This is a genomic window from Brevundimonas sp. NIBR10, from assembly GCF_027912515.1.
Classification (GTDB): domain Bacteria; phylum Pseudomonadota; class Alphaproteobacteria; order Caulobacterales; family Caulobacteraceae; genus Brevundimonas.
Window position 1 is genome coordinate 950,538 of sequence record NZ_CP115464.1, and the last position, 22,602, is coordinate 973,139.

General features: G+C 68.4%; 25 protein-coding genes. 9 read left to right on the top strand and 16 right to left on the bottom strand.

Translation table 11 applies throughout. The annotated features are described in order from the left end of the window. Positions 1-5: 5 nt before the first annotated feature. From O5K39_RS04545 to O5K39_RS04585, 9 genes are all read right to left on the bottom strand, one after another. Positions 6-1,565, bottom strand: coding sequence for an ATPase, T2SS/T4P/T4SS family (locus O5K39_RS04545; protein WP_271147221.1), 1,560 nt, complete (start codon positions 1,563-1,565; stop codon positions 6-8). Between the two features lie 52 nt (positions 1,566-1,617). Next, positions 1,618-3,168: a cellulose synthase operon protein YhjQ/BcsQ gene (locus O5K39_RS04550; RefSeq protein WP_271146103.1), complete on the bottom strand. Its 1,551-nt coding sequence runs from the start codon at positions 3,166-3,168 to the stop codon at positions 1,618-1,620. 7 nt (positions 3,169-3,175) lie between these two features. Continuing rightward, complete coding sequence (locus O5K39_RS04555) at positions 3,176-3,859, bottom strand: CpaD family pilus assembly protein (RefSeq protein ID WP_271146104.1); 684 nt, start codon at positions 3,857-3,859, stop codon at positions 3,176-3,178. Positions 3,860-3,864: 5 nt separating this feature from the next. Next, positions 3,865-5,430, bottom strand: a complete 1,566-nt coding sequence (locus O5K39_RS04560) for a type II and III secretion system protein family protein (protein WP_348637125.1) — start codon at positions 5,428-5,430, stop codon at positions 3,865-3,867. Positions 5,431-5,438: 8 nt separating this feature from the next. Beyond that, entirely contained in the window at positions 5,439-6,377 is a 939-nt protein-coding gene (cpaB, locus tag O5K39_RS04565; RefSeq protein WP_271146105.1) for a Flp pilus assembly protein CpaB, read from the bottom strand. Between the two features lie 106 nt (positions 6,378-6,483). Then, positions 6,484-6,999 carry a prepilin peptidase gene (locus tag O5K39_RS04570; protein ID WP_271146106.1) on the bottom strand — a complete coding sequence of 172 codons (516 nt, stop codon included), beginning with the start codon at positions 6,997-6,999 and terminating at the stop codon, positions 6,484-6,486. Positions 7,000-7,131: 132 nt separating this feature from the next. Next, complete coding sequence (locus O5K39_RS04575; RefSeq protein WP_271146107.1) at positions 7,132-7,302, bottom strand: Flp family type IVb pilin; 171 nt, start codon at positions 7,300-7,302, stop codon at positions 7,132-7,134. Between the two features lie 221 nt (positions 7,303-7,523). Further along, complete coding sequence (locus O5K39_RS04580) at positions 7,524-7,694, bottom strand: Flp family type IVb pilin (protein WP_271146108.1); 171 nt, start codon at positions 7,692-7,694, stop codon at positions 7,524-7,526. A gap of 260 nt (positions 7,695-7,954) precedes the next feature. After that, positions 7,955-8,125 carry a Flp family type IVb pilin gene (locus O5K39_RS04585; RefSeq protein ID WP_271146108.1) on the bottom strand — a complete coding sequence of 57 codons (171 nt, stop codon included), beginning with the start codon at positions 8,123-8,125 and terminating at the stop codon, positions 7,955-7,957. Between the two features lie 268 nt (positions 8,126-8,393). Between O5K39_RS04585 and O5K39_RS04590 the strand changes: the two genes are divergently transcribed. Genes O5K39_RS04590 through O5K39_RS04600 form a run of 3 tightly spaced genes read left to right on the top strand, consistent with a single transcriptional unit; the run spans position 8,394 to position 9,941 of the window. After that, positions 8,394-8,831, top strand: a complete 438-nt coding sequence (locus O5K39_RS04590; protein ID WP_271146109.1) for a pilus assembly protein N-terminal domain-containing protein — start codon at positions 8,394-8,396, stop codon at positions 8,829-8,831. 13 nt (positions 8,832-8,844) lie between these two features. Further along, entirely contained in the window at positions 8,845-9,384 is a 540-nt protein-coding gene (locus O5K39_RS04595; protein WP_271146110.1) for a TadE/TadG family type IV pilus assembly protein, read from the top strand. After that, a complete protein-coding gene (locus O5K39_RS04600) occupies positions 9,381-9,941 on the top strand; it encodes a TadE/TadG family type IV pilus assembly protein (RefSeq protein ID WP_271146111.1) in 561 nt (186 codons plus the stop codon). The genes O5K39_RS04595 and O5K39_RS04600 overlap by 4 nt, the downstream gene beginning before the upstream one ends. Before the next feature lie 12 nt (positions 9,942-9,953). Here O5K39_RS04600 and O5K39_RS04605 read toward each other — a convergent pair whose 3' ends face one another. Genes O5K39_RS04605 through O5K39_RS04625 form a run of 5 tightly spaced genes read right to left on the bottom strand, consistent with a single transcriptional unit; the run spans position 9,954 to position 13,639 of the window. Continuing rightward, positions 9,954-11,267, bottom strand: coding sequence for a chorismate-binding protein (locus O5K39_RS04605; protein ID WP_271146112.1), 1,314 nt, complete (start codon positions 11,265-11,267; stop codon positions 9,954-9,956). After that, positions 11,264-12,043, bottom strand: a complete 780-nt coding sequence (locus O5K39_RS04610) for a tyrosine-protein phosphatase (protein ID WP_271146113.1) — start codon at positions 12,041-12,043, stop codon at positions 11,264-11,266. Before O5K39_RS04610 ends, O5K39_RS04605 begins: the two co-directional genes overlap by 4 nt. Before the next feature lie 50 nt (positions 12,044-12,093). Further along, positions 12,094-12,402 carry a transcriptional regulator gene (locus O5K39_RS04615; RefSeq protein WP_271146114.1) on the bottom strand — a complete coding sequence of 103 codons (309 nt, stop codon included), beginning with the start codon at positions 12,400-12,402 and terminating at the stop codon, positions 12,094-12,096. Next, positions 12,402-13,040 (bottom strand): hypothetical protein, encoded by a 639-nt coding sequence (locus O5K39_RS04620; RefSeq protein ID WP_271146115.1) that lies wholly within the window; start codon positions 13,038-13,040, stop codon positions 12,402-12,404. The genes O5K39_RS04615 and O5K39_RS04620 overlap by 1 nt, the downstream gene beginning before the upstream one ends. Before the next feature lie 14 nt (positions 13,041-13,054). Beyond that, entirely contained in the window at positions 13,055-13,639 is a 585-nt protein-coding gene (locus O5K39_RS04625; protein ID WP_271146116.1) for a hypothetical protein, read from the bottom strand. Between the two features lie 112 nt (positions 13,640-13,751). On the opposite strand from O5K39_RS04625, the gene O5K39_RS04630 reads away from it, so the two are divergent. The 3 genes from O5K39_RS04630 to O5K39_RS04640 all read left to right on the top strand — a co-directional run bounded on the left by O5K39_RS04630 (position 13,752) and on the right by O5K39_RS04640 (position 16,231). Further along, positions 13,752-14,495 carry a class I SAM-dependent methyltransferase gene (locus tag O5K39_RS04630; RefSeq protein WP_271146117.1) on the top strand — a complete coding sequence of 248 codons (744 nt, stop codon included), beginning with the start codon at positions 13,752-13,754 and terminating at the stop codon, positions 14,493-14,495. 375 nt (positions 14,496-14,870) lie between these two features. After that, positions 14,871-15,770 (top strand): hydrogen peroxide-inducible genes activator, encoded by a 900-nt coding sequence (locus tag O5K39_RS04635; RefSeq protein WP_271147223.1) that lies wholly within the window; start codon positions 14,871-14,873, stop codon positions 15,768-15,770. A 53-nt stretch (positions 15,771-15,823) separates the two neighbouring features. Continuing rightward, on the top strand, positions 15,824-16,231 hold the full coding sequence (locus O5K39_RS04640) for a hypothetical protein (RefSeq protein WP_271146118.1): 408 nt from the start codon (positions 15,824-15,826) through the stop codon (positions 16,229-16,231). Positions 16,232-16,299: 68 nt separating this feature from the next. Here the strand turns inward: O5K39_RS04640 and acnA are convergent, their stop codons facing one another. Continuing rightward, complete coding sequence (gene acnA, locus O5K39_RS04645; protein ID WP_271146119.1) at positions 16,300-19,041, bottom strand: aconitate hydratase AcnA; 2,742 nt, start codon at positions 19,039-19,041, stop codon at positions 16,300-16,302. 199 nt (positions 19,042-19,240) lie between these two features. Between acnA and ccmA the strand changes: the two genes are divergently transcribed. The 3 genes from ccmA (at position 19,241) to O5K39_RS04660 (ending at position 22,041) form a co-directional block, all read left to right on the top strand. After that, complete coding sequence (ccmA, locus tag O5K39_RS04650; RefSeq protein WP_271146120.1) at positions 19,241-19,864, top strand: heme ABC exporter ATP-binding protein CcmA; 624 nt, start codon at positions 19,241-19,243, stop codon at positions 19,862-19,864. Continuing rightward, positions 19,861-20,613: a heme exporter protein CcmB gene (gene ccmB, locus O5K39_RS04655; RefSeq protein ID WP_271146121.1), complete on the top strand. Its 753-nt coding sequence runs from the start codon at positions 19,861-19,863 to the stop codon at positions 20,611-20,613. The genes ccmA and ccmB overlap by 4 nt, the downstream gene beginning before the upstream one ends. A 69-nt stretch (positions 20,614-20,682) precedes the next feature. Beyond that, positions 20,683-22,041, top strand: coding sequence for an ATP-binding protein (locus O5K39_RS04660; RefSeq protein WP_271146122.1), 1,359 nt, complete (start codon positions 20,683-20,685; stop codon positions 22,039-22,041). Here O5K39_RS04660 and O5K39_RS04665 read toward each other — a convergent pair. After that, positions 22,038-22,601, bottom strand: a complete 564-nt coding sequence (locus O5K39_RS04665) for a Smr/MutS family protein (RefSeq protein WP_271146123.1) — start codon at positions 22,599-22,601, stop codon at positions 22,038-22,040. The two genes, O5K39_RS04660 and O5K39_RS04665, sit on opposite strands and share 4 nt — an antisense overlap. Between the last annotated feature and the right edge of the window lies 1 nt (position 22,602).

The window sequence follows — 22,602 nt, forward strand, 5'->3', positions numbered from 1 at the left end:
GCCGCCTACTCCGCCGCGTCCAGGGCTTCGGCCAGTTCGCGCTCCAGCCCGTAATAGCGGGCGCGGTCCCAGAAGCGGGGCCGGGCGATGCCGGTCGAGCGGTGGCGGCCGATGATCTTGCCGTTCGCGTCCTCGCCGGTGATCTCATAGACGAACAGGTCCTGCGTCACGATCACGTCACCTTCCAGCCCGACCACCTCGGTGATGTGGGTGATGCGGCGCGAGCCGTCCCTCAGACGCGCGGCCTGGATGATGACGTCGACCGAGCCGGTGATCATCTCGCGGATCGTCTTGGACGGCAGGCCATAGCCGCCCATGGTGATCATGGACTCCATCCGGGCCAGGGCCTCGCGCGGGCTGTTGGCGTGCAGGGTGCCCATGGAGCCGTCGTGGCCGGTGTTCATGGCCTGCAACAGGTCGAACGCCTCCGGCCCCCGGACCTCGCCGACGATGATGCGTTCGGGCCGCATCCGCAGACAGTTCTTGATCAGGTCGCGCATGTGGATGGCACCCTGGCCCTCCAGGTTCGGCGGCCGGGTTTCCAGGCGGACCACGTGCGGCTGTTGCAGCTGAAGCTCGGCTGCGTCCTCGCAGGTGATGACCCGCTCGGTCGGGTCGATGAAGGCGGTCAGGGTGTTGAGCAGAGTCGTCTTGCCCGAACCCGTACCGCCCGAGATGACCACATTGCATCGGCAGGCACCGATGACGCCCAGGACCCGGGCCCCTTCCGGACTGATGGAGGCGTACTCCACCAGGTTCTTCATCGTCAGCTTGTCTTTTTTGAACTTCCGGATCGTCAGGGTCGCGCCGTCGATGGCAAGCGGCGGGGCGATGACGTTGACGCGCGACCCGTCGGGCAGGCGGGCGTCGCAGATGGGGCTGCTTTCGTCCACGCGACGGCCGACCTGGCTCACGATCCGCTGGCAGATGTTCATCAGCTGGGTATTGTCGCGGAAGCGGACATTGGTCAGCTGGACCTTGCCGTTCACTTCGATGAAGACCCGGCCGGCGCCGTTGACCATGATGTCGGCGATGTCGTCGCGCGCCAGCAGCGGCTCCAGCGGACCATAGCCCAGCACGTCGTTGACGATGTCCTGGACGAGGTGCTCCTGTTCGGCGACCGACATGGAGACGTTCTTGATCGCCACCAGCTCGGCGACGATGTCGCGGATTTCCTCGGACGCGGCCTTGGTGTCCAGCTGCGCCAGCTGCGACAGGTCGATGGTGTTCATCAACGCGTTGAAGATGGTCGTCTTCGTAGCGTGGTAGTAGTCGCTCTGCTCGCGGACGATCTCGGTGACCGCCTGGGCCTTCTTCAGCTGTTCGAAGGCGGGTGTGGCCTTGGGGCCGGGGCCGTTCGACGCCTGAGGTGGTGCAGAGGCGGCGGGCTTGGGCCGGGCCGCCAGGGCATCCAGCCGGTCGGCACCGCCGGAAGGCTCGGCCTGTCGTGCCGTGCCGCCCGTGCCGAAGGCCTGGGCCGGCTGGGGCGCTTCGTCGGCAAAGGCGAAGGCCTGGGTCTGGACACCCTGATCCGGCTGCTCCGGCGCAGGCCGTGCAGGAGCCATGGGGGCCGAGGGGCTGGACGATCCTGTGCGTTTTCCGAACACGGCGGGACCGTCAGCGCTTCTTGAACAGCTTGCCGAAGAGCGACTTGCTCTCCGACGGGGTCTTGGCCGAGGCCTTGCCCTTCGGACCCGCGACGGCGGGCAGTTCGCGACGCGACACGATCTGGGCCAGGGTCTGGAAGGCGTCGGCCGCCTTGGACTTGGCGCCGGCGTCGATGATCATCTGGCCGTTGTTGGCGGCGGCCCCGAACAGCTTGGCGTCGAACGGGATGATCAGGCTGGGGTGGACCCCCAGGGCGGCCCCGAAATCCTTGGCCGGGATCTCCGGTCGGCCCGGCATCCCCATCTGGTTGAGCACCAGCCGGGGCGGAGCGTCGTTGGGACGTCCGGCGCGGATCAGGTCCATCATGTTCTTGGCGTTGCGCAGGGATGCCAGATCGGGCGTCGCCACCACCACCACCTCGTCGGCGGCGATCAGGGTCTTCCTCATCCAGCCCGACCACAGATGCGGCAGGTCCAGCACCACGAAGGGTGCCGTCGAACGAATCCGGCTGGTCACCTCTTCGAAGGCGTCCGGCGAAATGTCCCAGTCCACGTCGAGCGTCGCGGGGGCTGCGAACAGGCTCAGCTTGTCGGTGCAGCGGACCATCATCCGGTCCAGAAGCGTGGCGTCCAGCCGGTCGGGCTGACCCAAGGCGTCGGCGACGCCGTTCAGCGGGTCCTGATTGAAGTCGAGCCCCGCCGTGCCGAACGGCAGGTCATAGTCGACGATGACGGTGTTGGCACCGATCCGCTCGGACATGGCATAGGCGGTGTTGTGAGCGACCGAGGACGATCCCGCTCCACCCCGCGCGCCGACGAAGGCGATCGAACGGCCGACGAAGGGCATGGCTGGATCGGCGAACAGCCCGCCGATGGCCGCGATCAGCTGCAGCGGCTGGATCGGGGCGACCAGGTATTCCGACACCCCCCGCCGCATCAGCTCGCGGAACAGGATGATGTCGTTGGAGGCCCCGATGACCACCACCTTGGTGCCTGCGTCGCAGACCTCGGCCAGGGCGTCGACCTGGGCCAGCAGGCTGTGCGGGTCGGTCAGGCATTCGACGATGATGAGCGGCGGCGTCGGCTCGTGGTGATAGGCCTCGACAGCGGCCGGAACGCCACCCACGCGGATCTGGGTCGTGGCGCGCGACAGGCGACGGTCCTGACCGGCGCGCTCGGCGGCGGCCAGGGTGTCCTGGCGTTCGGCAAAGACGTGGATGGCGATGCGCGGCACCGACACCTCGGCACCCATGGGCGCACCGAGCGACGCGGCCGTATGGACGGGGGCGGTCTGCATGGAGCTGGGGGCCAGGGCCGTCTGGGCTCCGGCGATCATCTCGCCCACGGGATTGTAGCCGGGCGCCGGCATGGACGCGGGCATACCGGCGGCCTGGGGCATGGCGGTGACCTGCGGCATCGCAGCGGCCTGGGGCGAGGCTCCGGCCGGGGCCATGAACTGCAGCGGCTCGCGCGCGCCCGCAGCCCCCGGCGCGAACTCGCCGTCCAGGTCAAACTCGTCCTCGAAAGCCTCATAGCTGCGTGGAGCGAAGGCGTTACTCATGATCCGCTCAGTCCACCGCCTGCGAGACCCGCTCGTTCGCGATCAGGTCTTCTTGAGGGGCCGCCGTGGCTTCGCCTTTGCGGTAGTTGTCGAAGACCACGGCGCGTCGGCCCTGGTCGGAGGCTGTCATGTTGCGCGGCGTGACGATGTCGCGCGGATTGGCGATCTGGGCCGCCAGGTTGGCGTTGACCGCGCAGCCGAAGTTCGAGGAGGTCTCGTTGCGAGCCGTGCGCGCCAGATTGTTCCATTGCAGGCCGCACTGGGGCACCACGGCCTCCAGGGTCTCGAACCCGACCAGCACCGGCGCGCGGGCGTCCGGCGCGTCATAGCCCTCGATCTGGATCAGGTGTCCGGGAACGCCGCCGTGCTCCAGCGCCGCCTTGATCCGGTAGGCGAAGTCACCGGCGACCACGTCGCCGCCGCCCGGAGCCTGGATCCGTAGGGCCGTGGCGCGCTCGGCGCCGAAGCGACGGATCAGGGCACCCAGAGCCGCCTGCTGGGCCGGGGACACCCCGTCCTCGCGGACGGCCAGGGCGATGCGGTCGACGCCGGGCTCGACCTGGAGGGAATAACGCGACGTCGGGGTCAGGGGCATGGGGCCCTCGCCCCCGGCCGGGCCACCCATGCAGGCGGCCAGCGACGCCGAGGCGACGGCGGCGAGAAGGACGGTGCGGACGGTTCTGCCGATCATGGGGCTCACTCGATCACATAGCCGACCGGGCCCTGCCAGCCGACGCCGGCGACGGCGGTCGGGGCGGGGCTGCCATAGGTCTGGTTCAGCTGGCCGAAGAAGGTGGTCTGGATGTCGGTGGCGATGCGCAGGCCGTCTGCGGGCGTCTGCATCCGCCCCGGCGAGGTCGGTGTGACGATATAGGGCTCGACGATCACCACCAGCTCGGTCTCGCCCGACAGATAGTCGCGCGAGCGGAACAGCGACCCCAGGATGCCGGTCGTCGTCCCGGGCAGGCCGTCGATGGCCTGGCGGGTCTGTTCCTGAAGCAGGCCGGCGATCATCATCGACCCACCCGAGGGCAGTTCGACGGTGCTTTCGGTGCGGCGGACCTGAAGCCCTTGCAGGGTCAGGGCACCGACCGTGCCGGCCCCGAGCGTAAAGCCGCCCTGGCTCGTCAGTTCGGAGACCTCGACCTTGATCTGCATCGAGATGCGGCCGCCGGTCAGGACGACCGGACGGAAGGCCAGGCTGATACCATAGGGCTTGTATTCGACGCTGACATTGCCCTGCTGGTCGCGGCCCGAGGGCACAGGGAACTCGCCGCCGGCCAGGAAGGTCGCGGCCTCGCCGGACACGGCGGTCAGGTTGGGCTCGGCCAGGGTGCGGACCAGTCCGACCCGTTCGAACGCCTTGATGGTCGCATTGCCCTGGTTCAGGTCGCGGTCGCCGGGACCGGTCCCGGGCTGGGCGGTGTCCCAGTTTCCGGCGTCCTCGGGACCGTTGGCGACGAACGGGCACATGGTGCCGGCGACATAGCCGGCCCCGACGCAGGGCCGTTCCAGCTGATAGTTGCGCGTGGTGTCGATCGACGACCCGGCCGAAATCCCGCCCAGCAGGGCACCGTTGACGCCGAAGCTGGCCGCCTGGCCGATCAGGAACTGGGCGTCGCCCAGCTGACCCAGCACCGCCGAGGTGTTGAAGCCCAGCTGCTTGATGGCGTTCCTCTGGATCTCGACGACCCGGACCTTGAGCGTGACCTGGTCGCTCTCGGCGACGCTCATCATGTTCATGACCTTCTCGGGGGCCGAGACGAAGGCACGGGCGATCTGGACGATCCGGTCGGCCTCGGCCGGGCTGGTCACCAGACCGGTCAGGATGATGCTGTCGTTGACCGCCTCGGCGCGGGCCTGGGACCCCGGCGCGATCCGGTTGATGGTGTCCTGAAGCGCATAGACGCCCGCATCGACCCGGACCCGCAGCGACAGGATGGTCCGGCCCGAGGCATCGAGAAAGACGGCGTCGGTCTGGCCGGGCGCGACGCCGATCACGGTCACGCGGCGCGGCGAATGGGTCAGGGCCTCGGCGATCGCCGGGTTGGAGATGATGACGTCATGGGCGTCGGCAGGCAGGTCCACCGCGAACGATGACCCACGCGGCAGATTGACCAGCTGCGCCTCGCCGCCGGCCGAAACGGTGCGCGCCGTCTGGGCCAGGGTCGTGGCGGGCATCAGGGACGACGCGCCGATCAGCAGGGCCGAGGCCGCCACGCCGATGCGACGCAGCCAGGTCGGGCGCGGGTTGGATGTCATCGAACCTCTCACGGGATCACGACCGTTTCGGGAGCGCCGCCACGGAAGATGCGGACGGCGGAGGATTCACGCGGTGCCTGCACTCGGCCCGACGGTCCGGCGGTGTCGGCATAGGAGCGCAGCACCAGCGACAGCTCGCCCTCGGACTTGGCCAGGGCCAGGGCCTCGGAATCGGAGGGCCGCAGTTCCAGGGTGGCGGTGGCGCCGACGACCGACTGTTCGTCCTCGCCGGCGCGGGTGGTCTGGTCGATGGCCAGCACCTTGACGTTCTGCATCACCATCGAGGACCGGAATTTTGAGGCCTGGCTGGCACCGTCCAGGTTCGACAGGGTGGTCTGCTGGGTCAGCAACACATCGACCCGGTCGCCGGGCAGGATGAAGCCGCCGGCTGCGGTCTCGACCGAGACCTTGATGGCCATGGCCCGCATCCCGGGCTCCAGATAGGCGGCCAGGTATCCGCTGTCGCCGGCGCGCACGATCTTGCGGGCCACGATGGGTTCGCCGGCCAGGATGGGCTCGCGCACGACTGATCCGAAATAGTCGGCCTTGGCCCCGCCCGTGGCCATGTCGGTGGCGGCGCGGGTGACCGAGGCGACGGCACCGGCCGGCTTGGCGGCTGCACCTTCCAGAGCACCGGCGGCCGCTGCGGCCTCTCCGGTGGTGGGCGGGACGGGAATGGGTGTGGTGCCATCGGTGATGAAGGCGGGGTTGACCTCGTCGACCGGCCATTCCTTCCAGGTCAGGTCGGCGTCTTCCAGCCGCTTGCCGGGGTCCAGGTCGCGGGCGGCGACCAGCACCTTGGTCATGGGGCGAGCGGGAACGACGGGGCCGGCCGTGGCCGTGGCGACGGGCTGTCCGCCCGAAGAGCCCATGGCGCGCACGACGAAGGCCAGGCCGATGGCCGCGACGGCGGCGATACAGATGACGGCGATCTTGGCGGGCTTCATGACGGTCTCCGGCAGGATGGGAGCGCGCGTGGAATCGGTCCCCCGGCCTCTGCCGTTAACGAGAATGAAGGCTGCGGGTTAACGCGCTCCTAAGCGGGGAATCGCTTCAGGTTCCCGAGGCGAACGTCGTCAGCAGCGCACTCGACGGAAAGGCCATCAGCACGCCGACGGCGATGGCGACGCCGTAGGGAATGTCGCCCTTGGGCTCGAGCAGGTGATGGACCCATTCGGGGCCGCCGGCGACATAGGGTCGGACCTGGGTGCGGGCGAAGATCAGCATCAGGCAGAACAGGCCGCCCGCCACGCCGGTCCACAGCATGAAGGCGCCCGATCCGCTGAGACCCAGCCACAGACAGGCCGCCGCCATCAGCTTGGCGTCGCCGCCGCCGATGATCCGCGCGGCGAACAGTCCCATCCCGACGAACAGGGCACCGGCGGCGATGCCGACATGGACCAGAACGTTCATGGGGCTCAATCCCACCATGAAGGCGGCCGGGAAGAAGCCCAGGATCAGCGCCGCCGAGATCCAGTTCGGGATCGTCATCGTCGTCAGGTCACGAATGCCCGCCGCGATCGTCAGACCGGGCAGCAGGCTGAGCAGCAGGAGGGTGACGGTGTCCATGACCCACCTCTAGCCTCGGTCCCGTTAAGACCCGGTTTCCGGGCCGGACAAGGCAAAGGGCCGGAGCGTTTCCGCTCCGGCCCCCACCTTCAGCCCGCAGGCTGACTTCAAGACTTTACTGGACCGACGGGATCAGGCGCCGGTCATGCCGGTGGTGACGGCCTCGAACTTGGACGAGATCGTCGTGCCGAGCGTGGTCACGGCGGCGATGATGACGACGGCGATCAGGGCGGCGATCAGGCCGTACTCAATGGCGGTGGCGCCGGATTCGTCGGCAACGAACTTGGAGATGAACTTGGTCATGGCGGCGGTCCTGGTAAGTGGGTGAGAGACGCGGGGAACTGTGGTCAATGCCGCAGCTCCTGCCCCGGCTGACGGCAAACATGACGCCGGAACCTTAAGGACGCGTCGGCAAGGATAGTAACCGGGCTGTTTACCGTGGCGCTTTCGATGCGGGACAAAAGCAAAGGGCCGGGGTGTTTCCACCCCGGCCCCGGCTTCAAGACTTTACTGGACCGACGGTATCAGGCGCCGGTCATGCCGGTGGTGACGGCCGCGAACTTGGCGGAGATCGTGGTGCCGAGCGTGGTGACGGCCGAGATGATGACGACGGCGATCAGGGCGGCGATCAGGCCGTATTCGATGGCGGTGGCGCCGGATTCGTCGGCAACGAACTTGGAGATGAACTTGGTCATTCTGGTTTCCTTTATGAGTGGGTCAAGCGAGCAACGATGGCTGGGGGGAGACCGGTCGCCCGCTGGACCCCCAAACGCCTGAGCATCATGTCCGGAAGCGGTTAAGACCGCGTCGTCGGGCGTGGTTACTTCGACGTTTACTGTAAAAACAGGATCGACCGATCCAGCGCAGTTCAAAAGCAAAGGGCCGGGGTGTTTCCACCCCGGCCCCCTGATCTCCGGCCCAGGGCCGGCTTCAAGACTTTACGTGACGATTGGTATCAGGCGCCGGTCATGCCGGTGGTAACGGCCGCGAACTTGGCGGAGATCGTGGTGCCGAGCGTGGTGACGGCCGAGATGATGACGACGGCGATCAGGGCGGCGATCAGGCCGTACTCGATGGCGGTGGCGCCGGATTCGTCGGCAACGAACTTGGAGATGAACTTGGTCATGTGAGTTTCCTTGATTGAGCGAGCAAAAGGGGTTGGTACTGGAAGGACCATCGGATTTGCCCGCTGGATCCCGTTTACAAGCCTCACTCTACGGATCAGCTCTTAAATCGAAGTAAAGCGAACAATAACCAAGGTCTTATGAGTGTGGTTACCGGGTCGTTTACTCTGTTCTGCCCGGCTGAAGTCGCCGCTCGCTCGCGTTTCAGACTTTCTTGAGATTTCCGGCGCAGGGTCGCGCCCGTCGCATCGCGCGCCCGGACAGATTTCAATGACCCAGGTTTCCAAGCCCCGCTCGATCCTCGCCGCCTCGCTGTTCGCCCTGTGCATGGCCGCCACCCCGGTGCTGGCCCAGTCCGGGTCGATGAGCGTCGGCATCGACCGCACCCAGCGCGTCTCCCTGCGTGGAATGGTGTCGTCGGTGATCGTCTCCAACCCCGCCATCGCCGACGTGACCGTCGTCGACGCCAACACCCTCGTGATCATCGGCAAGGGCTACGGCCAGACCGAGATTCTCGCGGTCGACGCCATCGGCCGCCCCCTGTTCCAGAACCAGATCATCGTCTCGGGCGGTTCGCCCGGCAGCCTTCGCTACTGGCGCGGTGGCCAGGCGACCGAGATGGCCTGCGCCGCCACCTGTTCGCCGTCGCTGCGGACCTATGAAAATCCCTCGGCCGCCCCCGCCGCCTCGGGCGTCCCGACGCCTTGAGATCGGACGACCGATGATCCGCCGTCCCACCCTTGCTGCCTTTCGCCGCCGTCGTAACCGCGACGGCTCGTCGGCGGTCGAGTTCGCGATGGTGGCCTTCCCCTTCTTCTTCATGATGTTCGCCATCATCGAACTGGGAATGGTGTTCGTCACCGATTCCGTGCTCGAGACGGCGGTGATCGAGACCGGGCGGCTGGTGCGCACCGGACAGGCGGCCGGATCGAACCTGACGGCAGCCGAGTTCAAGACCCAGCTGTGCGGCAAGATGAGCATCTTCAGCGGCCAGTGCGCGTCGCGCGCCACCGTCGACGTCCGCGAGATCCCCCAGTTCCGCAACCAGAACCCGCCGGACCCCATGGCCAGCGGAACCAGCTTCGACCCGTCGCAACTGACCTATACGACCGGCCAGCCCGGCAGCCTGATCCTGGTCCGCACCTGGTACAAACAGCCCCTGTTCACTCCGTTCCTGAAGCAGGCCCTGTCGCAACTCGGTGACGGCGACACCATCATGACCGCGACCACGGCCTTCCGTAACGAGCCTTGGGACCAATGACCGGGCCCGGGAAAGCCCAGGGGTTCCTGTCGCGACTGCGCGGCGATCGCCGCGGCGTGTCGGCGGTCGAATTCGCCCTGATCGCGCCGATCATGATCGCCTTCTACTTCGGCCTGGCCGAGTTCTGTCAGGGCTATATGGCCCAGAAGCGGATGGCCCATACGGCCTCGGCGGTCGCCGATCTGGTGGCCCAGACCGATGTGGTCACCAACGACGAACTGGACGACATCATCGCGATCGGCGGCCTGATGATGAAGCCGTTCTCGTCGACGACCCTGACCACCCGCATCTCCAGCGTGACCCGCGACGCCAACGGGGTGGCCAAGGTCGACTGGTCGCGCGCCAGCGGCGTGACCGCCTATACGCCCGGCGGAACCGTCACCGTCCCGGCCGACATCATCTCCAACGGCGAGAGCGCGGTGATGACTGAGACCACCTATGACTACACCTCGCCCATCAAATACCTGATGCCGGCGGTGACCAAATTCTCGAGCGCCTTCTATCTGCGGCCCCGTCGGGTCGATAAGGTGCTGTGCAGCAACTGCCCGACCAGCTGATCCTGCACTGGACTACCCGGTCAGGGCGCGCCGCAGGGCCCCGATCTTGACCTCGGTTTCCGCCAGTTCCTGAGCAGGATCGCTGTCGGCGACGATGCCGGCCCCGGCCTGTGTGCGGACGCGCCACCGACCCTCGATTCTCTCGAAACTGGCCGTGCGGATCAGGACCGAGGCGGTCAGGTTCGCATCCTCGTCCATCAGGAACAGCGACCCGCACCAGGCCCCGCGCGGCGGTTCGTGCGCGGCGATCACCTTCATCGCCTGATGCTTGGGCGCACCCGTGATCGACCCCGGCGGGAAGGTCGCCTGCAACAGGTCGGCAGCGTCATGGTCCACCGCCAGCCGCCCCGAAACGGTCGAGACCAGATGATGCACGGTCGGCAGGGCTTCCTGGGCGAACAGCTTTTCGACGCGCACCGATCCGGCCTCGCAGACCCGCGACAGGTCGTTTCGCATCAGGTCGACGATCATCAGGTTCTCGGCCCGGTCCTTGGCGCTGGCCAGCAGGTCGGCGGCATGGGCGGCGTCCCGTACCGGATCGGCATCGCGCGGCCGCGTGCCCTTGATCGGCCGGGTCTCGATGCGGCGGCTCATGGCATCCAGCGTCAGGAACAGTTCGGGCGAGTTCGACACCAGGGCCCGCTCGCCCAGCCGCCAGAAGGCCCCATAGGGCGCGGCCCCGCCCCGGGCCAGCCGCACGAAGACGTCGAACGGATCAGCCTCCGGCTCCAGCACCGCCATCCATCCCCGCGCGATATTGGCCTGGAACAGGTCGCCCGCCCGTATCCGCGCCACCACCTCGGCGACCGCATCGAGATAGGCCTGGTCCTCGGCATCGGGGATCAGGGCAGGGGCGGGCGGCGGGGGCGCGTCCGGTGATCTCGCCCCCGACATCCAGCCCTGCGCGCGATCGCAGGCGTCGTTCGCCGCCGCCTCGTCCTCGCCCCAGCCGATCGCCCGGACCTCGCCTGCGTCATGATCGAACACCAGGATCGCCGCATACCGCGCCAGCATCAGATCGGGCCACACCGTCTCGCGCGGCCCCGTGGCGACCCGCGCCCCGGCGTCATAGCCGGCCAGCCCGACAACCCCGGCCGTCAGGACGTCGCCCGTCAGACCGGCGAACAGCCCACCTTCGGCCGCGTCCGGCGTCGTTGACCACTCCGGATCGACGGCCACGAAAGACCGGCTGCCGGGCAGAGCCGGATCGGACAGAAGACACAGGGCCCCGTCCCGCATCGCCAGCCCCGCCGCGACCTCCAGCGGTTCACGCCAGTCCAGGGTTCGGACGCAACGGACACGCCCGCCGTCGCGGGTCTCGCTCATGCCGCCAGCCGCTCGCCGATCCGGTCACGCACGGCCGTATCGACGCCGAGCGCGGTCTCCAGATAGGCGTCGATCGACCCGTACCGGTCCGTGATCGCGCTCCACGCAGCCTCCAGATAGGCGGCCTCGACGCCGAGAAAGGCGACCAGGGCGCTGTGCGACGGTTCGCGGCCCGTCGTCTTCTTCAGGTTGGCCGCGATCTTCGGCGCGATCCGCTCCATGTCGACCGCCGTATTGGTCAGCAGATAGTCATCCAGCAGATCGTCATGCCCGACCCCCAGGATGTGATGGGTGAGGGCGGCCAGCAGGCCGGTGCGGTCCTTGCCCGCCGCGCAGTGGATCAGCACGGGCCGGTCGCTGTCGGCGATGCTGCTGAAATAGCCGCCGAAGGTCTCGATGTGGGCCGGCGAGAAGGGCATGTCGCGGTACAGGCCGGTCATGAACTCACGACCGCTGTCGGCGGTCAGGTCGGCGGTCTTCAGGAAGGTGACGTGCGGTGCCTCGCCCGCCGCATCCAGATCGCTCTCGATGACCCGGCCGTCGAAGGCGGCATGGCGACGCGACGGTTGCTGGGTCCGCTCCACCTTGCGGCGCAGATCCACGATCGTGCCCAGCTCGAGCGCGCCCAGCCTCTCCAGGTCGGCGTCGTCCAGTCGGCCGTGATGCCCCGACCGGAACAGCCGTCCGGGTCGCACCCGCCCGCCCGCTGCCGTGGCGTAGTCGCCGTAGTCGCGCAGGTTTTCGAGGGTGGCGAGCTTGAGCAGGCGCGAGGTCATTCGCCTCTATAGGTCGCTCCGAGGGCCGGCCGCCAGCCCCGGTCGTGGCGTCAGCGCGCCGCACCCGTCAGGCCGGCCATGGCGTCCAGATAGGCGACGAAGGCGCTGCGCCCCGCCTCGGTCATCCGGGCCTCGGTCAGGGGCTTTCGCCCCTGGAACCGCTTGTCGATGGCCACGAACCCGGCGTCCTCGAGCTTCCTCAGATGCACCGACAGATTGCCGTCGGTGGTCTGGAGCCTGGCCTTCAGGGTGTTGAAGTCGGCGCTGTCGACTCCGGCCAGCACGGCCATGATCCCCAGCCGGATCCGTCCGTGGATGACCTCGTCGATGCGGCCGATGTCGAACGACGGATCGCTCATCAGCCCTGTCCTTCGGCCCGGACCTTCTGCATGAGCAGCCACCCCGGCAGGGCCATCAGGGCGAACAGGCACAGGGCATAGACCAGATACTGCCAGGTCGATCCGGTGAAGGCCGCCAGAACCGGCGCGGCGACGAACGACGCGACCGACAGCCGCCAGAGGAAGATGGAACGGAACATCGCCCCGCTGACTGCCCAGCCGAGGCCGTAGAAGACCATGATGACCGACGGGATCAGGCCCAGCGCTACGGCCGAGACCTCGGCTCCCATGCGCCATCCCATCAGCCCCATGGAGACGAACAGGGTGAAGATGCCCAGCCCCACGGCGCTCCAGACCGTCGCGGAGGCCCGGTTGGCGGCCGTCCGGACCCCGGCTGACCGGCCCGTCCGAATCCCATGGATCGTCGCGAAGGCCACGAAGGCGACGGTGATGACCGGCCAGACAATGGCCAGGCTGGACGGCGCGATCGGCAAGACCTGCGACAGCACCGCCCATTGATACAGGCTGGCCCCGCCGAACAGCAGACCGGCGGCCAGCAGGGTCGCCCCGCCGCGCAGGGGTTCGGCCGCCCCCTCGGCCGCGAGATTGCGCATCCAGGCGATATCGGCGGCCTCGGCCGGAATGTGAGGTTCGGTCATGGTCGTCATTCCCTTCAGATTCGGCCACGGAAGACCAGCGCCAGCCCGGGCAGCAGGGCAAAAGCGAGCAGGCCACCGGCATAGGCCAGATACTGGGCTGGCGTCCCGACAAGGGTCGCGACCCCGCCCGCCGCGCACAGACATCCCAGTGCGACCGCCCCGATCCAGGCCTTGCGCGTCCGCACCGCCGCGATCGTCCAGGCCACACCATACAGCGCCAACCCGACGACCGAGGTCCACATCATCAGGCCCCACTGACCCGTCGCGGCCGATGCGGCGACCAGCACGAGGGCCGCGCCGATCTGGCTCAGGATGGCGAACCGCGACCAGACGGCGGTGCGGCGACCGGCCTCTCCGCCCGCGGCCCTCAACTGGCGCAGGATGACCAGGAAGGCTCCGACCGCGATCGGCCAGGTCAGGGACAGCACCGCCGGATGCAGGTCCAGCGCCCCGCCCATGATCGCCCACTGCACCGCATTGGCCACGGCGAAGATCGATCCGGCGGCGATCAGATTGCGACCTGCGGCGACGGCCAGGGTGGTGTCGGCCGGTGCTGCGGCGCGGCCCAGGGAGACGGAAGAGGCGAGGGTCGATGTCATGGCGCGCTCCGTTGAAGTCCCCGCCTTATCTCTCATTGACTTTGGAATGTAAAGCGCTTTCTAAATGCGCCTTGGGCAGGGCCACGGGACGCGCTAACACCGTCTCATGCGCATGAGCTTCCACCGCATCGCCTATGAGGCGCTCGAGGTCTGCAACGCCGTGGACCTCGACACCATCGAGGTCGCGATCGCCCTGACCGACCTGACGCCGGGCGCGCGCGCGCTCGATATCGGCTGCGGCAACGGCTCCGTCTCGATCCGGCTGGCCCAGCGATTCGGTCTGTCGGTCGAGGCGGTCGAGATCGACTCCGCCATCATCGACCTGGCCCGTGACCGTGTCGCCTCGGCCGGGCTGGACGGTCGGGTCCTGCTGCGTGAGGGCACATCGCCCGAGGTGCTGACGGCCTCGCCGCCCTTCGACCTGATCGTGGCCCTTGGGGTGATCGAGCCGACCGGGCCGGGCATCCGCGCCCCCCAGGCCATGCTGGAGGGTCTGCGCGCCCACCTGTCGCCGGGTGGCTGGCTGCTGTGGGGCGATATGGCTTGGGTGGACGAACCGCCGGGACCGCTGCGCCAGCTGGTCGAACTGAACAACCTCTACACCGACCACGACGGCTGGCAGGCCGCCGCCGAGGCTGCGGGGTTCGAGGTGGTTTCGGCCGCCCTGTCGACCCAGGACCGCTGGGACCGTTACGGCGACACCATGCAGTCCGCCGTTGCCAGCTGGCTGGACGCCAACCCGACCCACCCGGACGCCCCGGCCATCGCGGGTCGCGCCCATCAGTTGAAGCTGATGTTCGATTTCGGACGCGGGGTCATGGGATTCGGCCTGTATCTGCTACGAAATCCAGTCTGATCGCCTTCAGAGAGCGAGGCCGTTCGAGCCACGGCCGACGGAACATGTCGCCTGGCCTTCGCTGAAAGGTGCAAAGGAAACAGGAATACTTTCCTCATTAGCCCTTGCGCCCGGTCTCCCGCGTCCCATCTGTTTGTCCGGGTCTTTGAAACCTTCCAGCCGACCCACCAGCCGCACCTGCGGTTAGGCTGAGGTCGTCCCGCCGACAGGGTGACTCAAGCCGCCCGACACGACGGATCGATCTCTGTCAATTTGGCGCTCTGGCGGTTTGGCGGTCACTTTTTTGACCGCCACCGCCATCCGGGCTTGCCGACCTCGAACAAGAAAGGCCGATCGTCCTCGCCATCTCCATAGGAAGCGTCTATGTCCGCTTCCATGCTCCCCACCCTGCGCCAGCTCCAGTATCTGAAACTCCTCGCCGAGCATGCCTCGTTCAGCCGGGCGGCCGAGGCCGCTCACGTCAGCCAGCCGGCCCTGTCGGCCGGGGTTCAGGAGCTTGAGCGTATCCTGGGTGCCCCCGTCGTCGAGCGGACCCGGGGCAATGTCCAGCTGACCGCCGTGGGAGCCGAGGCCGTGCGCCGCGCCGAGGACGTGCTCGCCCGCACCGAGGATCTGGTCGAAGCCGCGCGGAGTGCAGGCCGCCCCCTGTCCGGCCGGTTCCGGCTGGGGATCATCCCGACCGTCGCCCCCTTCCTTCTGCCCGCCACCCTGCCGGGCCTGAAGTCGGCCTATCCGGGCCTGCGCCTGTTCATCCGCGAGGACCTGACGCCGCGCCTGATCGCCGGGCTCAAGGCGGGCCAGCTCGATGCCGCCATCATCGCCCTGCCCTATGATGCACCGGGCATCGATCACGCCCACATCGGCCATGACGAGATCCTGGCCGTGGCCCCTGTCGGCCATGCCCTGGCCGTGCCCGGCGCGATCGGGCCGGGCTCCCTGTCCTCGTCCGAGCTGATCCTTCTGGAGGACGGCCATTGCCTGCGCGATCAAGCCCTGGCCGCCTTCGACATCGACCCGCCGAAGGGCGATGACGTCTTCGCCGCCACCAGCCTGCACACCTTGGTCCAGATGGTCGGATCGGGTCTTGGGGTCTCCTTCCTGCCCGAGATGGCCGTGCGCGCGGGCCTGGCCGACAACCCGGCGGTCGTGACCCGCCACATCACCCCCAAGGGAGCCCGCGCCGTGCCCAGCCGCGAGATCGTCGTCGCCTGGCGATCCGGCTCCAGCCGCGCCGCCGAGGCCCGGCTTCTGGCCGAGGCGATGGCCCAGGACTGATTCTCCCGTATCACGGTCTTCCCACCGGTCGGTTCGTGTGTAGGGTCGGCCCCATGACCCTGCGCACCCTTGCCGCCTGGCTGGCTTCCCTGCTGCTCATCGGCGGCGTGCTCGCCTGTGCGCCGACATCCGGCCCGGCGCTGGACCCTGCCGACGATCGACCGGCCCCCAGCCTGGCCGGACACGACCCGGCCTGGGACAGCGATCCTGTTCTCTGCGGCCGTGCCGGCGGAGCCATCCGGCGCGTCGGGCTGATGAACATGCCCTACTGCGTCATCCCCATGCCCGACGCGGGCAAGGTCTGCACCGACAAGGCCGACTGTACCGGACGGTGCATCCAGTTCGATATCTCCAGGGTCGGCACCCGCACCACCGGCGTCTGCCAGCGCGAGAACGTCCAGTTCGGCTGTTTCTCCGAGGTCGAGGACGGCAAGGCCCAACCGGCCCTCTGCGCGGACTGAACAGCGGCTCAAACGAAAAGGGCCGGCGGAGCGATCCGCCGGCCCTCATTCTCGTCTGCTCGGAGGACCTACTCCGCCGCGATCTCTTCCGGCTCGGGCAGGGGCGCATTGGCCGCGCCACCGGCGAGGTTGCGCAGGACGTAGGGCATGACGCCGCCGGCCTTGAAGTAGTCCAACTCGGTCTGGTTATCGATGCGGCAGCGGACCGGGAAACGGGCCATCTTGCCGTCCGACGGGCGGAACAGCTCGACCCACAGGTCCTGACGCGGCTTCAGCTTGCCGATGTTGACGTCCGACAGGCCGCGCACCGTGACGATCTCTTCGCCGGTCAGGCCCAGCTTGACCCAGCCGTCCGCCTTGAACTGCAGCGGCACCACGCCCATTCCGACCAGGTTGGAGCGGTGGATCCGTTCGTAGCTTTCGGCGATGACGGCGCGGACGCCCAGCAGGCGGGTGCCCTTGGCCGCCCAGTCGCGCGACGAGCCCGTGCCGTATTCCTTGCCGGCGAACACGACCAGAGGCCGGCCTTCGGACTGGTAGCGCATGGCCGCGTCATAGATCGACATGGTGTCGCCCGACGGGAAGTGCTTGGTGACCCCGCCTTCGATGTCGGGCGTGATGCGGTTGCGAATGCGGATGTTGGCGAAGGTGCCGCGCATCATGACCTGGTGGTTGCCGCGACGCGCGCCGTAACCGTTGAAGTCCAGTGGCTCGACGCCGTTGTTGACCAGGTACTGGCCCGCCGGCGACGAGGTCTTGATCGAACCGGCCGGGGAGATGTGGTCGGTGGTGATGGAGTCGCCGAAGATGGCCAGGACGCGACCCTCGACGATGTCGGTGACCGGCGTGGGCTCCATCGACAGCCCCTCGAAATAGGGCGGGTTCTGAACGTAGGTGGACTCGGAATCCCAGTCGTAGGTCTGGCCGCCCTCGATCTTGATGCCCTGCCAGTGCTTGTCGCCCTTGAAGACGTCCTTGTAGCGTTTGGCGAACATGGCCGGGGTGACGGACTTGCGCTGGATCTCGGCGACCTCGGCCGAGGTCGGCCAGACGTCCTTCAGGAAGACGTCGTTGCCCTTCTTGTCCTGGCCGATCGGGTCCTTGGTGATGTCGATCCGCATCGAGCCGGCGATGGCATAGGCCACGACCAAGGGGGGCGAGGCCAGGTAGTTGGCCTGGACGTCGGGGTTCACGCGGCCTTCAAAGTTGCGGTTGCCCGACAGGACGCTGGTGGCGACCAGGGCATTGTCGTTGATCGCCTTGGAGATGGCCGGCGACAGCGGGCCCGAGTTGCCGATGCAGGTGGTGCAGCCGTAGCCGACCAGGTTGAAGCCGAGCGCGTCCAGGTCCTTGGTCAGGCCCGCGTCGTTCAGATAGTCGGTGACCACCTGAGAACCGGGTGCCAGCGAGGTCTTGACCCAGGGCTTGGCCTTGAGGCCCAAGGCATTGGCCTTCCTTGCCACCAGACCGGCGGCGATCAGCACCGACGGGTTGGAGGTGTTGGTGCAGGAGGTGATGGCTGCGATCACGACGTCGCCGTCGCCGACCGTGAACTTCTCACGATCCACGGCAACGCGCTCGGCGTCGGCGGGGCGGGCGAAGGTGCCGGTCAGGTGCGCCTCGAACTCGGGGGCTGCGGTGGTCAGTTCGACCCGGTCCTGGGGACGCTTGGGTCCGGCCAGCGACGGCACGACCGAGGCGAGGTCCAGTTCCAGGGTGTCGGTGAAGACGGGGTCTTCGCTCGTTTCGTCGATCCACAGGCCTTGAGCCTTGGCATAGGCCTCGACCAGGGCGACGCGCGCCTTGTCGCGGCCGGTCGCGGTCAGATAGTCGATGGTGGCACGCGACACGGGGAAGAAGCCGCAGGTGGCACCGTATTCCGGGGCCATGTTGGCGATGGTCGCCTGGTCTTCCAGGGTCAGGCCGGCCAGGGCGTCGCCGAAGAACTCGACGAACTTGCCGACCACGCCCTTCTTGCGCAGCATCTGGGTGACGGTCAGGACCAGGTCGGTGGCCGTGGCCCCCTCAGGCAGGCGGCCGGTCAGGCGGAAGCCGATGACCTCGGGGATCAGCATCGGGATCGGCTGACCCAGCATGGCCGCCTCGGCCTCGATCCCGCCGACGCCCCAGCCCAGAACGGCCAGGCCGTTGATCATGGTGGTGTGGCTGTCGGTGCCGACCACGGTGTCGGGATAGGCGACGGTCTTCTTGCCTTCTTCAAGCGTCCAGACGGTCTGGGCCAGGTTCTCAAGGTTGACCTGGTGGCAGATGCCGGTGCCGGGGGGCACGACGCGGAAGTTGGCGAACGCCGACGAACCCCAGCGCAGGAAGTTGTAGCGCTCGATGTTGCGCTCGTATTCGCGCTCGACGTTCTGACCGAAGGCCTTCGCGGTGCCGAAATTGTCCACCATGACCGAGTGGTCGATGACCAGGTCGACGGGGTTCAGCGGATTGATCTTGGAGGGGTCGGCGCCCAGCGCCGTCATGGCGTCGCGCATCGCGGCCAGGTCGACCACGGCGGGCACGCCCGTGAAGTCCTGCATCAGGACGCGGGCGGGCCGGAAGGCGATCTCGTGCTCGACGGAGCCCTTGTTGTCGATCCAGGCGGCGACCGCCTTGAGGTCGGCTTCGGTGACCGAAACCCCGTCCTCGTTGCGCAGCAGGTTCTCCAGCAGCACCTTCATGGAGCGCGGCAGGCGGGAAATCCCGGTCAGGCCTGCTTCCTCGGCGGCGGGAAGGCTGTAATAGGCGTATTTCTTGCGACCGACCGTGAGGTCCTTGCGCGTGTTCAGGCTGTCATTGGACGGCATTCGAGAGGCTTCCTCTGCTCTACGCCGCCCGACAATCCGGTTGCACGTTCGCGCGGTCGACGACGGGGCGCACAGGTCCCCGACGCGCGCGGCGAACGCCTGCTGCGGCTGGGGCGGCTATAGCCCCGGTCAAGGTCGCCGTCCATGTATCCACGTCCGGTGTGAGGACATTGAGAATGGATCGCAGGAGGGTGGCCCCGTGATCCACACCCTCTCCCTCTCCGCCCTGACCCTGGCCCGTGGCGAGCGGACCCTGTTTCGCGATCTCGATTTCACCGTCGCCGCCGGAGACTGCATCGCCCTGACCGGGCCGAACGGGGCGGGCAAGACCTCGCTTCTGCGCGCCGTGGCAGGTCTGATCCGGCCAGAGTCCGGCGAGGTCGCGTTTCGCGACGGCGACCAGAACCTGATCGATCCCACCGACGCCCGGGGCCGGGAGGTGCATCTGGCGGGTCACCTCGACGGCCTCAAAGGGGCTCGCACGGCGCGGCACGAACTGATGTTCCAGTCCGACTGGCTGGGTCACACCCAGGACGGCTATGGCGACGCCGTCGCGGCCTTCGGTCTGAAGCCCCTGCTCGATCTCGAGGTGCGCAAGCTGTCGGCGGGCCAGCGGCGGCGCCTCGCCCTGGGTCGGTTGCTGGGGTCGCCGCGCGCCCTGTGGTTGCTCGACGAGCCGTTCGGCCCGCTGGACGCCCGCTGGCGAGAGGCCTTTGCCGAGATCATGCGCCGTCACCTTGCCGCCGGCGGCCTGATCGTCTGCGCCGTCCACGACCCCCTCCCCATCCCCAGTCGCCCTCTTGTGCTGGAGAGCCCGGCATGAGCGAGCCACGCCTGCCGAAATGGGGAGACGGCGAGCCCGACGGGGCCGAGCCCGGCCCGCCCGAGCCGCAACTGCCGGGTCCACGCGGCGGCACGCGTGTGCTGTTCGAGCGGGAGCTGTCCCTGGCCTGGAGCGGCGGCGGCGGACCCCTGCTGGCCTGTGCCTTCTTCGCCTGCCTGACCGCCATCCTGCCGCTGGCGGCGGGAGGGGCCGTCGAGACCCTGCGGCCCGTGGCGGCCGGCGCGGCCTGGCTGGCCCTGGCCCTGTCGTCCTTGCTGTCGCTGGAGCGGTTGTTCGAGCGCGATCTGGAGGACGGCGGGCTGGACCTGCTGGCTACGGGCCACCTGTCGCTGGAGGCGGTCTTCGTGATCAAGGCGCTGAGCCAGTGGGTCGCCACCGGCCTGCCACTGGCCCTGGCCGCGCCCGTCGCCGCCCTGGCGCTGGGTCAGCCGCTTCATCTCGCGCCCCTGACCGCCTTGACGGCAGGGATCGGCGGGTTGGGGTTCGCCTTCACCGGGGCCCTCGGGGCTGCGTTGGCCCTCGGCGCGCGGCGGGGCGGCCTGCTGATCGCCGTCGTCGTCCTCCCGCTGTTCATCCCGCCGGTGGTGTTCGGTTCGGGCGCCCTGGCCCGGGCCGCAGAAGGATTGCCGGTCGGCCCGGCCCTGGCCCTGCTCGGTGCCTACTGCCTGTTCGCCGCCCTGCTCAGCCCCTTTGCCGGAGCCGCCGCTATTCGCAACGCCCAGGGCTAGCGATTGCAACTCAAGGTTTTACGATAAAGCAACCTGTGGCCGTCTACCCTGTCGTGGGAGGACGTGCTCATGGGATTTCTTCTGGTCATTATCGCCGTGGCGCTGACCGCCGCCCTCGCCGGGCTCAGCCTGGCAACGCGGGCGCGGGGCGAGGCCGTCCGGCTGCGGGCGATCAACAATTCGCTGGAGGCTCGCGTTACCGAGGCCACCCGAGAGATGCGCGCGGCCCTGGCAACGTCCGACCAGCAGGCGCGGGGTCTCGCCGCCGCCAGCCAGGCCAAGACCGACTTTCTGGCCGGGATGAGCCATGAGCTGCGCACCCCCCTGAACGCCGTCATCGGCTTTGCCGACCTGATGCGGATGAACTCTGCGACCGAGCCCCTGACCCTGCGCCAGCACCAGGCGGTGGATCAGATCCTGGGTGCCGGCCAGCATCTGCTGGCTCTGATCGAGGAGGTGCTGGACCTCGCCCGGATCGAGGCCGGCAAGCTGTCGATGTCGATCGAGGCCGTCGATCCCCATCTGGTCGCGCGCCAGGTCTGTCAGTCCCTGAAGCCCGAGGCCGCGGCCGCCGGCGTGACCCTGAGAGCGCCACCCGTCGTCGCCGGCTTCGGCGTCATTGCCGACCGGACCCGCCTGCGCCAGATCCTGCTCAATCTCGTGTCCAACGCCATTCGCTACAACCGCCCCGGCGGCCACGTCATCGTCGAACTGCGCCAGGGGCGGGACGGCGTCATCCTGTCGGTACGCGATACCGGGGCCGGGATTCCCGCCGACCGGATGGCCGAGCTGTTTCAGCCCTTCAACCGCCTCGGCCGCGAGGCCTCGACGCTGGCGGGCGCAGGCATCGGCCTGACCGTGTCGCGCCGTCTGGCCGAGGCCATGAACGGGCGGCTGGAAGCCAGCAGCCGCGAGGGCGAGGGGTCGTGCTTCACGCTTCATCTGCCGGTCGCCCGCCATACGGCACCGCAGATCGTGGCCTCGGCGATTCCCGAACTGGACGTTCCCGCCTTTCCTGGCGGCGCGGCGACGATGCTTTATGTCGAGGATAACCCATCCAACATCGCCCTGATGCGGCATGTGATCGAAGCCCTGGGGTCGATCCGTCTGCACGTCGCGGAGACCGGCCACGACGGTCTGGCCCTGGCGCGCGACCTGAGGCCCGACATCATCCTTCTGGACATCAACCTGCCCGGACTGAACGGGTTCGAGCTCAAGGCCGGATTGGACGCCGATCCGCTGACGCGCGGCATCCCGGTCCTGGCCCTGTCGGCCAGCGCCATGCCCAGCGACATAAAACCCGGCAAGACGGCGGGCTTCCGCGACTATCTGACCAAGCCCCTCGACATACCGGCCTTTGCGCGTGCCCTGAATCGCGTCCTGAACGAGGTCGGCCAGGCCGCCGAGGCCGACCGTCGCCTGGCCTAGCGCTTTCGCAGGGTGACATAGATCGCGCCGTCGCCGCCGTGGCGGCGGTGGGCCCAGGCGAAGCCGGAGACGACACCGCGCAGGGCCGGGGCGTGGAGCCAGTCGTGGACCGAGGCGCGGATCACGCCGCCGCCCCTGCGCCCCTGGCCGGTGATGACCAGAACGGCAGACAGGCCGCGCGCCTGACAGCCCGACAGGAAGGCCCGCAGCTGGTCCTCGGCCTCGAACCGGCCGAAGCCGTGCAGGTCGATGGTGGCCTGGATCGGATCGCGTTCGCGCGACAGGCGGCGCTGGCGGCGGGGCTCCAGTTCATGGGGCGCGGGGCGGGCGACGGCGGCGGGCAGGGGCGTCGAGACCGGTGCCGCTCCGATGACGGGCTTGGGTCGGGGCTGAGACTTCGGTGGAGCCTTGCCCGGCGCGACGGCGAGGATTTCGGGGATGGGCGCTCCGCCGGGAATGACGCGGGCCGCCTTGCGGAATTTCGGCGGCGTCACCGAGCCCGTGACGCGGGCCCAGATGCGGCGGTCCTCGGTCGTCAGATCCTTGGGAGGTTTCGCCACC

What these genes read in the sequence shown, in the direction of transcription:
- O5K39_RS04575 (WP_271146107.1), bottom strand. Translation starts at nt 7,302, where the DNA reads ATGACCAAGTTCATCTCCAAGTTCGTTGCCGACGAATCCGGCGCCACC.
- O5K39_RS04620 (WP_271146115.1), bottom strand. Translation starts at nt 13,040, where the DNA reads ATGACCGAACCTCACATTCCGGCCGAGGCCGCCGATATCGCCTGGATG.
- O5K39_RS04595 (WP_271146110.1), top strand. Translation starts at nt 8,845, where the DNA reads ATGATCCGCCGTCCCACCCTTGCTGCCTTTCGCCGCCGTCGTAACCGC.
- O5K39_RS04560 (WP_348637125.1), bottom strand. Translation starts at nt 5,430, where the DNA reads ATGACATCCAACCCGCGCCCGACCTGGCTGCGTCGCATCGGCGTGGCG.
- cpaB (WP_271146105.1), bottom strand. Translation starts at nt 6,377, where the DNA reads ATGAAGCCCGCCAAGATCGCCGTCATCTGTATCGCCGCCGTCGCGGCC.
- O5K39_RS04615 (WP_271146114.1), bottom strand. Translation starts at nt 12,402, where the DNA reads ATGAGCGATCCGTCGTTCGACATCGGCCGCATCGACGAGGTCATCCAC.
- acnA (WP_271146119.1), bottom strand. Translation starts at nt 19,041, where the DNA reads ATGCCGTCCAATGACAGCCTGAACACGCGCAAGGACCTCACGGTCGGT.
- O5K39_RS04635 (WP_271147223.1), top strand. Translation starts at nt 14,871, where the DNA reads ATGCTCCCCACCCTGCGCCAGCTCCAGTATCTGAAACTCCTCGCCGAG.
- O5K39_RS04570 (WP_271146106.1), bottom strand. Translation starts at nt 6,999, where the DNA reads ATGGACACCGTCACCCTCCTGCTGCTCAGCCTGCTGCCCGGTCTGACG.
- O5K39_RS04550 (WP_271146103.1), bottom strand. Translation starts at nt 3,168, where the DNA reads ATGAGTAACGCCTTCGCTCCACGCAGCTATGAGGCTTTCGAGGACGAG.
- O5K39_RS04580 (WP_271146108.1), bottom strand. Translation starts at nt 7,694, where the DNA reads ATGACCAAGTTCATCTCCAAGTTCGTTGCCGACGAATCCGGCGCCACC.
- O5K39_RS04605 (WP_271146112.1), bottom strand. Translation starts at nt 11,267, where the DNA reads ATGAGCGAGACCCGCGACGGCGGGCGTGTCCGTTGCGTCCGAACCCTG.
- O5K39_RS04590 (WP_271146109.1), top strand. Translation starts at nt 8,394, where the DNA reads ATGACCCAGGTTTCCAAGCCCCGCTCGATCCTCGCCGCCTCGCTGTTC.
- ccmB (WP_271146121.1), top strand. Translation starts at nt 19,861, where the DNA reads ATGAGCGAGCCACGCCTGCCGAAATGGGGAGACGGCGAGCCCGACGGG.
- O5K39_RS04610 (WP_271146113.1), bottom strand. Translation starts at nt 12,043, where the DNA reads ATGACCTCGCGCCTGCTCAAGCTCGCCACCCTCGAAAACCTGCGCGAC.
- O5K39_RS04545 (WP_271147221.1), bottom strand. Translation starts at nt 1,565, where the DNA reads ATGGCTCCTGCACGGCCTGCGCCGGAGCAGCCGGATCAGGGTGTCCAG.
- O5K39_RS04555 (WP_271146104.1), bottom strand. Translation starts at nt 3,859, where the DNA reads ATGATCGGCAGAACCGTCCGCACCGTCCTTCTCGCCGCCGTCGCCTCG.
- O5K39_RS04640 (WP_271146118.1), top strand. Translation starts at nt 15,824, where the DNA reads ATGACCCTGCGCACCCTTGCCGCCTGGCTGGCTTCCCTGCTGCTCATC.
- O5K39_RS04625 (WP_271146116.1), bottom strand. Translation starts at nt 13,639, where the DNA reads ATGACATCGACCCTCGCCTCTTCCGTCTCCCTGGGCCGCGCCGCAGCA.
- O5K39_RS04660 (WP_271146122.1), top strand. Translation starts at nt 20,683, where the DNA reads ATGGGATTTCTTCTGGTCATTATCGCCGTGGCGCTGACCGCCGCCCTC.
- O5K39_RS04630 (WP_271146117.1), top strand. Translation starts at nt 13,752, where the DNA reads ATGAGCTTCCACCGCATCGCCTATGAGGCGCTCGAGGTCTGCAACGCC.
- O5K39_RS04600 (WP_271146111.1), top strand. Translation starts at nt 9,381, where the DNA reads ATGACCGGGCCCGGGAAAGCCCAGGGGTTCCTGTCGCGACTGCGCGGC.
- O5K39_RS04585 (WP_271146108.1), bottom strand. Translation starts at nt 8,125, where the DNA reads ATGACCAAGTTCATCTCCAAGTTCGTTGCCGACGAATCCGGCGCCACC.